This is a genomic window from Planctobacterium sp. AWH2_060 (assembly GCF_056158425.1).
Genome location: NZ_JBSWTG010000001.1, coordinates 2,788,982 through 2,803,051 on the forward strand (window position 1 = coordinate 2,788,982; position 14,070 = coordinate 2,803,051).

Here is a 14,070-nt window from a genome sequence, read left to right on the forward strand (position 1 = left end):
TAGCCGAATTAAATTATAAGTGGCGGGCAAGATTGCAGGAGCAAATCTTGGACATCCGAAGGATGGTCGCTAAGCGGTAAATACCAGGGCTGAAATTTACAATTGAATGGAGAAGCCGTGAAAGCAAGCGGTCACTATTAGTGACAATTTGTCTTCCGAGCAGCGAAAATTATCCAAACATTGAACGTTTGGGTAATACTTCTTCTGCTGTGTCATATAAATCGTAATGTATTTGATAATGAAGCCAGGCACCAGCGCTAATATTGGTTACGGATTCTAATTTACGCGCGAACTCAATCGATACTCTTACATGACCATTAATAAATCTTGAAAAATGTTTAGCAGAGATACCCATCAGCTCAGCAATTTCAGGATGCTTTTTATCAGTTTTAGACAAACAACGTCATTTAAACACGTCCGACGGTTTAGGCCGATACAAAGACTCTGGACGATCTGTAGCTTCAGACTGAAAAACAAAACTCGGTGTTATGGCTCGTAAACCCTCAAATCAACGTTGTAGCAATTCCTCCGCCAAGAATCGCAAATCACAGCTCCGCAAGGATCTACATTATTAACAGTTATGGTAACAGACCAGCTTTCGTTTGGTGGGTAGATCGGTAGGTTCGACTTGAGCTACAGGGATGTAGTGAATGCCGATTTTGCAGGAGCAAAAATCGGCTAGTCGGACAGCGGAGGTTGAATTCAGGATTGTCGTCGGAATGAATTCCGACCTACACAGATGATTGCCGATATCAAGTTAGGTGAACAAATTCAAATTCTGCTGGGACAAATTTGGGACACTTTGAGTATTAATAAGTGTTCGGACCTTGTACATTTTTCACTTTGTCCATGACTACGAAACAAATATCCGAGGCGGAGCAGCAATGCCGGGAGCATTGCTCAACATGCGCAGCATGGCCCGAAGGGCAAAATACAGGGATGTATTTTGTAATCGAACGGCGCAGCCGTGAGACGCACTGGTCACCATTTTCCATCTCGTTATCAACGAGCGAACGGATCTATTTTGTGTCTAGAAAATTTTAAAAGTGAAAAAATCTGGAAGTTTAGAAAATCGAGATGGGAAATGGTGCCCAGAGGCGGAATCGAACCACCGACACGGGGATTTTCAATCCCCTGCTCTACCGACTGAGCTATCTGGGCGTGCACCATCGAGAACTTGAATCGTTCTCTGAGTTGCCAGCGTGTAACATGTCTGTCACTTGCTGCGGGTGCGTATTAAACGGATTTCGGCCCCCCAAGTCAACTGTTTTTTGTAAAAAAACTCAGTTTGTTGACCGAGTGCTGATAAAAGCAGCGAAACGTACACTTTTACAGCATTTATTACTTTTCAGGCGGTGTGTAGCCTTCTATTGTGGGTTCTTTACCTTCAAATAAATAGGCTTGCATTTGCTGCTCCAGAAACGTGCGGGCATTGGCATCCATCATATTGAGTTTGTGTTCGTTGATCAGCATGGTTTGTTTCTTTTGCCAATCAGTGAAGGCTTCTTTACTGATGTTGTCGAAAATCTTTTTGCCCAGTTCTCCCGGGTATAACTGAAAATCCAACCCCGGTGCTTCTTTTTGCAGGCGTTGACAAAATACTGTGCGGCTCATAACAGTTTCCTTTTTTAAGATGTCACCAAGCTTAATTGATCAAACAATTTTTTGGTAGCAGCAGCCAATCCAATCTTGGGAGGATTGGCTAAATCAAACCAGATTTGCTTATTCTCCTGCACCTGATTGCTTGCCGTGTTTGTTGCTTTGCCAGACTGCACATCGCAAAGCGTGGCACTGATATCTAAATGAAAGTGACTAAAGGTATGACGAAATGGCTCAAGCTGTGATTGACTAATAATATTAAAGCCTTTTTGTTGTGCCAGTTGTTCCGGGGTGTGTTCGCTGGCTTCTAAAAAGCACCACAAGCCTCCCCAAATACCCGCCGGTGGGCGCTGCTCCATTAAGATTTGATTCTGCTCTCTGAATAACACAAATTGCGCGGTTTTTACCGGAATGGTCTTTTTAGGCTTTTTGCCTGGATAAGCCACATAGTTTTGCTGCTCATTTGCAACACATTGCGTGGCAATGGGGCATTCTGCACAATTTGGTTTACTGCGGGTGCACAGGGTGGCACCCATATCCATCATGGCCTGATTGTAATCAGCAACCTTGAGCTCAGGCGTGTTTTGCTCTGCGTATTGCCATAACAAAGACTCAGTTGCCTTTTCCCCCGGCCAACCAGCAACGCCGTAATACCGGGCCAACACCCGCTTTACATTGCCATCCAATATTGCCAGGGGTTGGTTTAAGGATAAAGATAAAATCGCCCCCGCCGTTGAACGCCCTATTCCGGGTAGCGCAACTACCTCATCAAACTCAGTGGGAAACTCGCCATTAAACTCATCTACTACTTTTTTTGCGGCATTGTGTAAATTCCTGGCACGAGCGTAATAACCCAGGCCGGTCCACAAATGCAGTACTTCATCCTGTGGGGCCGCAGCCAAATCAGTTATGTTCGGGAAGCGCGCCATAAAGCGCTCATAGTAAGGAATTACTGTACTAACCTGGGTTTGCTGCAACATGATCTCTGAGATCCACACCCGATAAGGCGTTTTATCCTGCTGCCAGGGAAGGTGTTTTCTGCCGTGTAGTGCGAACCAATCTAATATACGCTGCGTAATATCCGGTAAACTGGGGTTTTGAGTCATTTATCCTATGCTTGTATTTCATGCGGGAGACGGGATAATACGCCACCCGCAATTGCAAGATCAAAACAAAAGAGTACGACATTGAGTAAGTATAAATCTCAGGAAGAAGCAGAAGCAGCAGGCGTATTTGTACGTAAGGTGCAAAGCTTCGTAAAACGTGAAGGCCGTTTAACCAAGGGGCAGGCGTTAGCCATAGAAAACTACTGGGATAAATTCGGTCTGGATTTTCAGCCGGAAAATTACCAACTACAACAGATATTTGGTAATGCTGCTCCTGTCGTTCTGGAAATTGGTTTTGGCATGGGTAAAAGCCTGGTGGAAATGGCCGCAGCCGAACCAGATAAAAACTTTATTGGTATCGAAGTACACACGCCAGGCGTTGGTGCCTGTCTGGCAGATATTGCTGACCGACAACTGCAAAACGTTCGCCTGTTTGAATACGACGCTGTAGAAGTATTAAAACAGTCTATTCCCGATGGTTCACTGGCACGGGTACAGCTGTACTTTCCTGATCCCTGGCATAAAAAGCGCCATCATAAGCGCCGCATTGTGCAGCCTGAATTTGCCCAACTCATTCGTCAAAAGCTGGCTGTAGATGGGGTTTTCCATATGGCTACCGACTGGGAAAACTATGCCGAGCACATGCTACAAGTGATGTCCTCTCAGGAAGGATATGAAAATACTTCAGAAACGCAGGATTACGTGCCGCGTCCGGACTTTCGTCCGCTGACTAAATTCGAGCAACGTGGGCATCGTTTAGGCCATGGTGTGTGGGATCTTATTTTCAGGAAGGTTAACTAATGTTGTCTGCACCTAGTCAATGTCTGCTGCGCCAAAAAGACATGTTACAAGAAGGGCGCTGGTTATTAGTCAATCCTACCGACTCTTTTGTTTTTGCCGAGTTACCTGAAACTGTTTTTGGTTTTCATCAGTTTTTTGATCAATACCAGGCCGCAGTCAACAAACAGCCTGGCAGACACAGCTTTGGCATTACTTTGCCAGAGGACACTGAAAAATTCGATGGCATAGTACTGTACCTGCCCAAAGCGAAAAAGCACACGGTTTGGCTGTTAGCTTATTTAGCCACCCTACTACAACCCAATGGTCTCTTGTGCCTGGTGGGCGAAAACAAAGGCGGTATTAAAAGTAGTGGTAAATTACTGGAAGCCGTCGGCGAGCGGGCCAATAAAATTGAGAATGCCCGTCACTGTTCAGTACTGGCCTCTGTCGTTACCCAGAGCCAGCCGTTTGAATTAGAGCGCTATATCAGTAAACAAACTCTGCATATCTCAGGTCAGAAGGGAAGCACAGCTGTTCAGGTATATTCAATACCGGGTGTTTTCAGTCATGGTGAGCTTGATGCCGGTACACAATTGTTGCTGGAAAACATAACTAAAGTCCCTGACGGCAACATTCTGGATTTTGCTTGTGGATGTGGTGTAGTGGGTGCTTATCTGGCTGCACAGAATGCTAAATCATCCGTCACTCTCAGTGATATCAATGCTCTGGCACTGCACTGCTCTGAATTGACCATGAGTCATTTAGAAAACAGCAGTCAGGTTATTGCCAGTAACGGCCTGGATAACGTGGAAGGTCAGTTTCGGGCGATTTACACTAACCCGCCATTTCACACGGGTCTGGAAACAGATTATGGTATTACTGATAAATTTATTCAGGATGCCGTACGCAAATTGCAACCAGGTGGCGAACTCTGGTTGGTAGCAAACCGCTTTTTACCCTATGCCGAACAGTTAAAGCGCAGTTTCAACAACTGCAAAACTGTGGCACAAACCACTAAATTCACTCTATACCGTTGCATTAAATAACTTTCTGAGCCTTCGGGCTCAGGAAAATGTAAAAAAGTTGTTGCAACCCTAAATGTAAACGTTTACATTTATATTCTGAAGCTCATTATTGTGTTTTGTAGTGTCTCAGGCTCAATCGTTGATACCTTTTCAGGTGTCCGTTGAGCCTGTTTTTTCGATATTTAAAAAAAACACCAAAAAATTTGCAGTGGTCGGTCCAAATTTAGAACGAAAGAGCGTAGGATTTATGTATATTTTCTTCCGCATGGACGGAAGAACAAACTGAGATGTTGAAAATCGACAGTGTAAACCGAGAGAGGACTCTCCAGGCGCAGAAGAACAATTCTGCTTCACAACCTCAAGACGACTGATTTTTATACAGTTATTTGTCATTTTTGTGAATTTTCTTTTCCTCACTAACTCGGTGCATATCTTGGTGCTATGATTTTGTTAATGAAATCCTAAGGAAGAAGCCATAATGTCTCGAAATATTGCGATGATCCTGGCTGGCGGTGCCGGTACCAGACTTTTCCCACTTACTCAAACCAGAACTAAACCAGCTGTTCCCTTTGCTGGAGGACTACGTCTGATTGACTTTGTGCTCAATAACTTTGTCAACTCAGATATTCTGAAGTTATACGTGCTTACCCAGTTTAAATCGCAATCTTTGAACATTCACCTGAGACAGGCCTGGCATATCACCGGCTTAACCGGCAACTTTATCGACGCGATTCCGGCGCAGATGCGCATGGGCAAACGCTGGTACGAAGGTACAGCCGACGCCATTTATCAAAACCTGCGTCTGATTGAGATTCACGAGCCGGACAATGTATTTATTTTCGGTAGTGATCACATTTATAAGATTGATATTCGTCAGGTACAGCGTTACCACGAAAAAATGAATGCTTCTTTAACCGTCTGTGCGATTCCGGTACTGGCTTCTGAGGCCGCTGGTCGCTTTGGTGTTATCGAGGTAGATGAAGATTTCCGTATGGTGGGCTTTGAAGAAAAGCCAGCCAATCCGAAAACTATGCCGGGACGTCCAGATTTGGCTTTGGTGTCAATGGGCAACTATGTATTTAAGAAAGACAAGCTGTTCGACTACCTTACCGCTGATGCCGAAGATAAAATGTCCTCCCATGATTTCGGTCACGATATTCTGCCCAAAATGGTAGCCGACGGTGAGCCGGTTTATGTTTATGATTTTAATCGCAATGTGATCCCAGGCGAATCAGAAACCGCAAATCACAGCTACTGGCGAGATGTAGGTACTGTCTACTCCTTCTGGGAAGCACATATGGATTTGTTGGTTGCCGAGCCAGAATTCGACTTGTACAACAACAAATGGCCACTGCGCAGTTACCACCCGCCGGTACCACCAGCCAATATTATGGCGGATGACGAAGGCAACCACTGTACGGTATTAAACTCCATGATCTCCTCCGGCAGTGAAGTAACAGGTGCTCACATTGAGCGCAGCGTATTGGGCTTTAATGCCAAAATCCACAAAGGCACCAAACTGGTAGAAAGCATCATGTTGGGCAAATGTGAAGTAGGTGAAAACTGCGTACTTAACCGGGTTATTGCCGATAAAAGCGTTAAAATAGCGCCGAATACGCAGATTGGTGTCGACCTTGAATTAGACCGTTCTCGTGGCTTAACTGTATCAGATGAAGGCATCGTTGTTATTCCTAAGAACATGGAGATCGGTTACTAGTGGAAATTCTTTTTGTTGTATCGGAAGTAGAAGGGCTGGTTAAAACAGGAGGGCTGGCAGACGTTGGCAGAGCCTTACCTGTGGCCTTGAAAAACATGGGGCACGATGTTCGCATCGTGCTGCCCTACTATCGAGCCATCGCCGAAAAGTTTGATTCTCTGCCAGTTTCTGAAACTCAGATACTGTACGCCAACGACAAACAGTACCCCTACCAGGTTCGGCAAATGGACCTGGACGGGCTGTGTGTGTACTTAATTGATTACCCGCCATTTTTTGACCGCAAGGGTATTTATACCGATAGCTATCACGCCTTTGCGGACAACCCAGAGCGCTACGCTTTTTTCTCTATGGCGGCTCTACACGCCAGCACCTGCGTTAATTTTAAACCGCAGATTGTGCACTGCCACGACTGGCATACAGCTCTGGTGCCCTATTTTATGCGTCGTGATCCCACCGGATTTTATGCCAACAGTCGCTCGGTACTGACAGTGCACAATGGTGCCTATCAATGCCAACACCCTTTTGATGACATTCCTTTTTTGCAGCCCTATGAAGACATCGCGGCGCAAAAAGACAATATGGGTGCCATTAACTTTTTAAAAATTGGCGTAATGAATGCCAATAAGATTAACGCAGTAAGTCCTCACTATGGCTATGAGCTGAAAACACCATTGGGCTCACACCATATGTATCACGAGTTTATGACTCGTCAGCACGACCTGACCGGGATTTTAAACGGATGTGATTACAGTCAATGGGATCCGGCCACGGATCCGGAGCTACCGGTTAACTTCGATGCCAACGACATGTCCGGTAAGAAGCTGTGTAAAAAGGCGCTGCAAAACGCCGTAGGATTGCCTGAGCGACCGGACGTTCCATTATTTGGCATGGTGTGTCGCTTAACCGAGCAAAAAGGCTTTGGTTATCTGCTGCCGATCCTGGGTAACCTGATGCAGCACAATGTGCAAGTGCTTATTATCGGTACCGGCGATCCTTCCATCAGTGAAGAGTTGCATCATTTTGCTCATCAGGAGCCGGAAAAATTTGTGTTCCGCGAGGAATTCAGTAATCAGATGGCGCATTTGTTAGAGGCTGGCAGTGATTATTTCCTGATGCCCTCGTTATTCGAACCTTGCGGTCTGAATCAAATGTACAGTTTGGCTTATGGCACTCTGCCTGTGGTGCGTGCAGTGGGCGGTTTACGAGATACCGTCATTGATCTGGAAGAAAACCCAATGGAGGCAACCGGCTTTGTGTTTCACAGTGCCGACAGTTCAGATTTATTAAACTGTTTGCGCCGGGCCATTTTGTTCTACTACGAATATCCGGAACAATTTAGCGCAATGCAACACAGAGCAATGCAATCTAAGTTCACCTGGCACGATTCTGCAGTAACCTATTTGGGACTTTACGAAGACGCCCTCAGGCAATAAGATTTGTGTCCAGAATCAGACACTAACAAGGACTTAAGGTGATAAGTCTGCGCAACAGCACCACAATATCAAAATTACCGGCAGCACTTTTGCTGTCGGCTTTTAGCTTTTCTGCTTATGCCTTGCCGGAATCCTGCATACAGGATCCACAAAGAAGCACCGAATGCCCGAGATTAATTTATAAATCGGCCTACCTGCCGGATCCACAGACAGGCAAAGAACAAAAGCAACTTGTCTGTATCTGCCTGACCGATTTTGAAGATCTGCTCATTCAGGAAAGTGATGAAGTAGCCCAAAAAATAAAAGAAATGCGAATTAAATCCTGGACAGCGCAACTGGGCATAACCGAAGAAAAGTTAAAGGATCTTATCAAGTACTGAAATTTTTCAATGCCCCAAGAGAGATTGCTGCAAGTTGCTTGAGCAATACCGGAATCAACCAAAGCTCGTTGTCCTTAATCTGATAAATCGCATTTTGCTGGTACTGTCTGGCCAGATTGAAAGCATGTTTTTCGTCTAACGCACAACAAAAACTGGGCTCCACCCAGTTAAAATCTGGGTCCCCCACCAGCACTGGCTGCGCTGAGATTTTATGGGACCTCAGGTAGCGTTGTAGTTTTTCAGTTTTGAGGCGATTTTGTCTGGCACTGCAAACACGACTTTCAGGGTTGCAGGCAGTAATGATATACCCGGAAGAGAGTGTCGCACTCTTTCCATCATTGCCGCGAATTTTTATGGTCTGATACGCCTGCCAAAGCCTTAAAACTTGCGCATATGCGTTTTTTTTCATAAGTTTTTAGGGTTGTAGTTTCAATTGTAACCACTTTATATCAATATGGTGTCTGTCTGAACGTCAGTTCGCCAAATATAAGAAAGCGCTGAATGGGCTCTGAATCTAAATTTTTATCAATAAAACGGTTGTTTGTCTGGGTAGTAATGGGCGTAGCCACCCTCGCGCTTTTTTTAGCCAGCAGCATTTCTTTTTACACCCAGGTAACCACCTATAAGACTGAACTCATTGAGCAAGTCAAAATATTTGGTGAGCTTATCGCGCGAAACGCCCAAAGCGGCATCGCCTTCGACGATAACATCACCGAAGAGGAAAACTTACTGGTTCTGTCTGCCGCAGACTTTATTACCAATGTCCACATCTATAAGGTTACGCCTGAAAGCGAATTGTCGTTTTTTGCCAGTTACAACAAAAAAGGCCAGGCCCCGATTCAGGCCATGTATGACAGAGTCAATGAACTCAAAGTCCCGTTAATTGATGAAAGCCTGGTGGAATACATCAAGCCAGTCACTATAGACGAATCCATAATCGGTTATGTCTATGTCAGAGCTTCGGCAAAATCTCTGCAAGACCTTACCGTCAACAGTATCATGATCAATCTGATGGTTTTGCTGGTAACGCTCACCGTCTGCTTTGTTATCACACTGCGCTTGCAGCGCAGTATCACCGACCCAATAGATGGCCTGGTAAATCTGGTCACCGATATCGCGCAAAAGAAAGATTATTCCAAACGGGCCGAGCTGGCTAATGTCAAAGAACTGAATTTGCTATCAACCTCCTTTAACCAGATGCTGGACAGAGTTCAGGATCATATGCAGGCCCAAAAAGAGGCGGAAGCCGAGCACTTGCGCCTGGCGCAAAGTCTGGAAGAAAAAGTAAATCAACGCACCCAGGCATTAAAAGAAGCCAATCAGGAGTTAATCCAAACCCTTGAGAAACTCCATCAGTTTCAACGGCAAATGGTTCAGAACGAAAAAATGGCGTCTCTGGGAGACATGGTGGCCGGTGTGGCCCATGAGGTTAATACCCCAATAGGACTGGGAGTAACCGCCTCAACCATGATGCTGGACCGTCTGACGGATCTTAAGAAAGCCTTTGATGCCAAGACCTTAAAGGCCAGTATGTTGTCCAAGTTCATGAATGAAGGGGAAGAAAACCTCAACATTATCTATCGCAACCTGAATCGCGCTGCGGAACTGATTTCCAGCTTCAAACAGGTGGCGGTTGATCAGTCCAGCGAACAGGACAGAGCCTTCAGCTTTAAACAACTGATGGATGAAATTCTGCTGTCCATGCGCCCCAGACTTAAAAATCTGTCCCACCAAATTCAGATAGATTGTGATCCTGAGCTGTGCATTGAGACTAAAGCCGGCCCCATCAATCAGATCATGATCAACCTCATCATGAATTCCATCATTCACGGCTTTGAAGAAAAGTCCCAGGGCCTGATTGTGATCCACGCCGAATTGATCGACAGCAATAAACTTAATATTACCTACACAGATGATGGCAAGGGCATTCCGGAACACATGCGCAAACGCATATTCGATCCCTTCGTGACCACTAAGCGAGGTCAGGGCGGTAGCGGTTTGGGTATGCATTTGGTATTTAACCTGGTTACTCAGGCGTTAAGTGGCTCCATTTCCCTGTCCAGTGAGCCTGGCAATGGCGTCGAGTTCAACATTGTCTTCCCGGTAAAGCGTGTCGAATCAGAAAAGCTTTTGCAGAGTTTATAATGTTAACCGGGAAGGACATACGCATCATCACATTACTGGCATTGCTAACGGTGCAATGCCAGGGTGCATATGCTCAGTCTTTTAAACCTGAAGAACTTCGCGCCTCATTTTTGTACCATATAGCCCATTACACCAGTTACCCTGCCGAAAGCTTTACGCAGGACACATTTAATTTCTGCTTTCTGGAAGATGAAAAACAGGCCCATACTCGCGTTTTTGATAAGTTGCCCAAAAAGCGTTTGAAAGATAAAGATATTAAGTTGCTCAGTCTGACAACACTCGAGCAAATCGAAAAAGACAGTTGTCAGGTGATCTTTATTGGAAAACAGGCGGAAAGTCGGGAACTTTTTGCGAAACTGGAAGAACTAAATAAAACTATAGTTTCTGTTGGAGAAACCCGAGATTTTATTGAAAATGGCGGAATGATCACCATAGTACCTTTGCAATCTAAGATGAGGATATTTTTCAGTCAGAAACAATTTGAAAATACTTCACTTAAATTCAGCTCGCTATTGTTGAAACGGGCTAATTTCCGATAAACTTTCAGGCAGTAAAAAAATTACAACACGCTCAGGTGAAATCATGCAAACACCAAACATATTGATAGTAGAAGATGAAGTAGTAACCAGGACGACCTTAAAAAGCCTCTTTGAAGCAGAAGGCTATGGCGTTTTTGAAGCAGAAAATGGCGAACAGATGCATGATCACTTTGAGAATCAATCCATTGATTTAGTGATTATGGATATTAATCTGCCAGGTAAGAACGGTTTGATCCTGGCAAGAGAAGTGCGCGACAAGAAAAATGTCGGTTTGATTTTCCTGACCGGCAGAGATAACGATGTGGATCGTATTCTTGGTCTGGAAATTGGTGCAGATGACTATCTGACCAAGCCTTTTAATCCACGGGAACTCACCATCAGAGCCAGAAACCTGTTGGCCCGTACCAGTAACGCCAATGAAGACGAAGATTTACCCAGCAAGGTCAGCTTTAATGGCTGGGTACTGGATGGCGACAGCCGCAGCTTAATTTCGCCCTCTGGTAACGAATTCCGCTTACCACGCAGTGAATTTAGAGCATTGCACCTGTTTTTAAGTAACCCTGGCAAGATCTTAACCCGGGAACAATTGATTCTGGAAATGACAGGCCGTGAGTTACGCACTAACGACAGAACGGTGGACGTCACTATTCGTCGCATCAGAAAACACTTTGAAAGTGAGCAAGATGCCGAAGATTTGATTGTGACTATTCACGGCGAAGGCTACCGCTTTTGCGGTGCAGTAGATGGTTAATTTAACCGCCTAAGCAAACAGGGCGAGAGCATTAATACTTATTTAATGCCTACAGTTTCCAGAAATTAAAAACTTGCATTCAGAGTTACAACAAAACAAATTCGATTACGCCAGTATTTGCTCGGAGTGCTTAACCTAATCTCCCTTTACGCGCAATAAACTGCGACATCAGTAAAAACAACGATGAGAGGTATCAGGGATGATAGCTCAATCAATGCCCAGCACAGGGATGTGCTGTCATTGATGGTCGTCGTTGTTCTGATGGCGAAGTTTATGCTTTTGCGCGTCAGGGGCTGCGGGGGATTCTTAAGGGGGGCGCAGCCCGGTCACCTTAAGGCGCAGTCGGCGCCCCGACAATGATTTCAATCAAAGGATAATTGGTTGAATTAAACTGCGTCACCGAAAAAAGTCTACCTTGGAACCTGTAGGTTGGTTGAATGTTTCAATATCGATAATTTAAGACCTAGCCAAAATAATTAGGTTTTGGCTACCGTTAGGTAAGACTATGTCCGAGTATCGCTTATAAATCGCTGGCGATTTTCTCTGTCTAAGCAAACAACAACGGCCGCATTTGCGGCCGTTTTTTTATTTACAGATGAGCACTATTCGCCCGCAACCGCCATCGAATCCAACAACAGGCTGCCGGTAAAGATACTGCCGCGTAATTCGGTGTCTGTACCTACAGCCACAATATTGCGCAAGATATCCTTGAGGTTACCAGCAATGGTTAGTTCGTGAACGGGATACTGAATAACGCCATTTTCTACCCAGTAACCTGCGGCTCCTCTGGAGTAGTCGCCAGTAACGATATTCACGCCCTGCCCCATCAATTCGGTCACCAGCAATCCGGTGCCCATTTCTTTTAACAGCGCTTCCTGGCTATGGCCGGTATCTTTCACCAACCAGTTGTGAATACCGCCGGCATGGCCGTTTGTTTTAGTACCCAATTTGCGCGCTGAGTAACTGGTTAGCAAATAGTGATTCAGGATACCATTAGTGACGATATCCATATCGTGGGTAGCGACACCTTCATTATCAAAATAGCTACTGGCCAGAGCGCGTTTGATGTGTGGCCTTTCCTGAATGTCGAACCAATCCGGGAATACCTGCAGGCCTTTGCTGTCCAACAAAAAGCTGGATTTGCGATACAAGCTGCCACCACTGATGGCACTGACAAAGTGACCGATAAAGCTGGGGGCCAGTTCTTTATCGATAACAACCGGGACATTGCAGGTTTGGACTTTACGCGCACCTAACCTGTTAAGGGTATTCTTTGCGGCCTGCAACCCAACCTCTTTAGCACCCTGTAACTTATCCGCTTCGCGAGAGACGGTGTAAGCATAATCACGCTGCATATCATCGCCGTCTTCGGCAATCATCACGCAGCTCAAACTGTATCTGGAGCTCGGATAACCGACATTAATACCATGACTATTGCCATAAACCTTAAGGCCAATGTTGGCATTGTAACTGGCACCATCAGAATTATTGATGCGAGGATCGCTTTCCAGCGCCGCGGTTTCGGCTTCCAGCGCCAGTTTCAGGCCGGCATCTGTGTCCAGCTCAATGGGATGAAATAGCTCAAGGTCCATCTCTTGTTGAACCATAAGTTCCTTTTCTGCCAGCCCAGCACAGGGATCTTCCCCGGTGTAACGGGCAATCTGAATGGCCTTTTCTACCGTTAAGGCTAAAGCCTGTTTATTCAGGTCGGCGGTGGACGCGCTGCCCTTGCAACCGTCAACATAAACTGAAATGCCAAGGCCGCCATCATTGGTGAACTCCACCGTTTCTACTTCTTTAAGGCGAGTTGCTACGGCAATGCCTTGTACCTTGCTGATACTGGCTTCGGCACTATCGGCCCCTTTAGCTTTGGCCATAGTGAGTACATCTGCTACCACTTCCTGAATATCAGCGAGTTGTTGCTCAACGTGCATTTATATCTTGATCCTTTTTAATCCATCTCTACCAATTAGCCACTGTTTTGCGATAAGTATAACTACTAGTTGGTATTAGACTGGGCAATGGTTACAATCTCGCTTAAGTGTAACATCAAAGTAATCAGTATGGGTGAAGATCTATTTTCAGATTCCGATTCGGAATTTGATGACTATAAAAGTAAAACTCAGGTCAAAAAGGAAATGCTGGCCTTAGTTAAATTGGGTGAACAGGTGGTAGAGCTGGGTGCAACTGCACTAAAGCGCATTCCACTGGATGAAGAAGTGGCGGATGCCATTGATATCGCCCGAAATATGAATCGCAAAAAACCGTCTTTCAAACGTCAGTTACAATTTATTGGTAAACTTTTGCGTAATCGCGACGATGAAGACATAGATGCTATTGAACAGGCTCTGACAAACTTGCAGGGACAGCAGTATTCATTAAAAGTGCATTTCCACAAACTGGAAACTCTGCGGGATAAACTGATTGAGCAGGGCGATGATGCTCTGCAAAGTTTATTGCAAGACTATCCAGAGTTGGACAGACAGCGATTAAGACAATGGATTCGACAGGCGAAAAAAGAAAAAGAACAAAACAAGCCACCGAAAGCCTATCGAGAGATTTTCCAATACCTAAAACAAGAAATAAAAGAGTAAA

At 45.2% G+C, this 14,070-nt stretch carries 14 protein-coding genes and 1 tRNA gene; 9 read left to right on the top strand and 6 right to left on the bottom strand.

What is annotated here, in order from left to right; all coding sequences use genetic code 11:
- Positions 1–169 precede the first annotated feature (169 nt).
- The 4 genes from ACXAD8_RS11865 to mutY all read right to left on the bottom strand — a co-directional run bounded on the left by ACXAD8_RS11865 (position 170) and on the right by mutY (position 2,705).
- Entirely contained in the window at positions 170–397 is a 228-nt protein-coding gene (locus tag ACXAD8_RS11865; RefSeq protein ID WP_475228745.1) for a helix-turn-helix transcriptional regulator, read from the bottom strand.
- Positions 398–1,085: 688 nt separating this feature from the next.
- A tRNA-Phe gene (locus ACXAD8_RS11870) sits at positions 1,086–1,161 on the bottom strand.
- Positions 1,162–1,341: 180 nt separating this feature from the next.
- Positions 1,342–1,614: an oxidative damage protection protein gene (locus ACXAD8_RS11875; RefSeq protein WP_475228748.1), complete on the bottom strand. Its 273-nt coding sequence runs from the start codon at positions 1,612–1,614 to the stop codon at positions 1,342–1,344.
- A 14-nt stretch (positions 1,615–1,628) separates the two neighbouring features.
- Positions 1,629–2,705: an A/G-specific adenine glycosylase gene (gene mutY / locus ACXAD8_RS11880; RefSeq protein ID WP_475228750.1), complete on the bottom strand. Its 1,077-nt coding sequence runs from the start codon at positions 2,703–2,705 to the stop codon at positions 1,629–1,631.
- 81 nt (positions 2,706–2,786) lie between these two features.
- Between mutY and trmB the strand changes: the two genes are divergently transcribed.
- The 5 genes from trmB to ACXAD8_RS11905 all read left to right on the top strand — a co-directional run bounded on the left by trmB (position 2,787) and on the right by ACXAD8_RS11905 (position 8,040).
- Positions 2,787–3,506, top strand: a complete 720-nt coding sequence (trmB, locus tag ACXAD8_RS11885; RefSeq protein ID WP_475228752.1) for a tRNA (guanosine(46)-N7)-methyltransferase TrmB — start codon at positions 2,787–2,789, stop codon at positions 3,504–3,506.
- Positions 3,506–4,531 (top strand): methyltransferase, encoded by a 1,026-nt coding sequence (locus tag ACXAD8_RS11890; protein WP_475228755.1) that lies wholly within the window; start codon positions 3,506–3,508, stop codon positions 4,529–4,531. Before trmB ends, ACXAD8_RS11890 begins: the two co-directional genes overlap by 1 nt.
- A 457-nt stretch (positions 4,532–4,988) precedes the next feature.
- Positions 4,989–6,227, top strand: coding sequence for a glucose-1-phosphate adenylyltransferase (gene glgC / locus ACXAD8_RS11895; protein WP_475228757.1), 1,239 nt, complete (start codon positions 4,989–4,991; stop codon positions 6,225–6,227).
- Positions 6,227–7,660 carry a glycogen synthase GlgA gene (glgA, locus tag ACXAD8_RS11900; RefSeq protein ID WP_475228760.1) on the top strand — a complete coding sequence of 478 codons (1,434 nt, stop codon included), beginning with the start codon at positions 6,227–6,229 and terminating at the stop codon, positions 7,658–7,660. The genes glgC and glgA overlap by 1 nt, the downstream gene beginning before the upstream one ends.
- Before the next feature lie 38 nt (positions 7,661–7,698).
- A complete protein-coding gene (locus tag ACXAD8_RS11905; RefSeq protein WP_475228762.1) occupies positions 7,699–8,040 on the top strand; it encodes a hypothetical protein in 342 nt (113 codons plus the stop codon).
- Here ACXAD8_RS11905 and ACXAD8_RS11910 read toward each other — a convergent pair.
- Positions 8,030–8,449 carry a DUF3293 domain-containing protein gene (locus ACXAD8_RS11910; RefSeq protein ID WP_475228765.1) on the bottom strand — a complete coding sequence of 140 codons (420 nt, stop codon included), beginning with the start codon at positions 8,447–8,449 and terminating at the stop codon, positions 8,030–8,032. The genes ACXAD8_RS11905 and ACXAD8_RS11910 overlap by 11 nt on opposite strands.
- A gap of 92 nt (positions 8,450–8,541) precedes the next feature.
- On the opposite strand from ACXAD8_RS11910, the gene ACXAD8_RS11915 reads away from it, so the two are divergent.
- The 3 genes from ACXAD8_RS11915 to arcA are packed head-to-tail and all read left to right on the top strand — an operon-like array spanning position 8,542 to position 11,475.
- The gene (locus ACXAD8_RS11915; protein ID WP_475228767.1) at positions 8,542–10,185 is read left to right on the top strand and encodes a HAMP domain-containing sensor histidine kinase; all 1,644 of its coding nucleotides are present in this window, start codon (positions 8,542–8,544) and stop codon (positions 10,183–10,185) included.
- Positions 10,185–10,724 carry a YfiR family protein gene (locus ACXAD8_RS11920; protein WP_475228769.1) on the top strand — a complete coding sequence of 180 codons (540 nt, stop codon included), beginning with the start codon at positions 10,185–10,187 and terminating at the stop codon, positions 10,722–10,724. The genes ACXAD8_RS11915 and ACXAD8_RS11920 overlap by 1 nt, the downstream gene beginning before the upstream one ends.
- Before the next feature lie 43 nt (positions 10,725–10,767).
- Positions 10,768–11,475, top strand: coding sequence for a two-component system response regulator ArcA (gene arcA / locus ACXAD8_RS11925; RefSeq protein ID WP_475228771.1), 708 nt, complete (start codon positions 10,768–10,770; stop codon positions 11,473–11,475).
- A 602-nt stretch (positions 11,476–12,077) separates the two neighbouring features.
- Here the strand turns inward: arcA and pmbA are convergent.
- Positions 12,078–13,409, bottom strand: a complete 1,332-nt coding sequence (gene pmbA, locus ACXAD8_RS11930) for a metalloprotease PmbA (protein WP_475228774.1) — start codon at positions 13,407–13,409, stop codon at positions 12,078–12,080.
- 129 nt (positions 13,410–13,538) lie between these two features.
- Between pmbA and yjgA the strand changes: the two genes are divergently transcribed.
- Positions 13,539–14,069 carry a ribosome biogenesis factor YjgA gene (gene yjgA, locus ACXAD8_RS11935; protein WP_475228777.1) on the top strand — a complete coding sequence of 177 codons (531 nt, stop codon included), beginning with the start codon at positions 13,539–13,541 and terminating at the stop codon, positions 14,067–14,069.
- Position 14,070 lies beyond the last annotated feature (1 nt).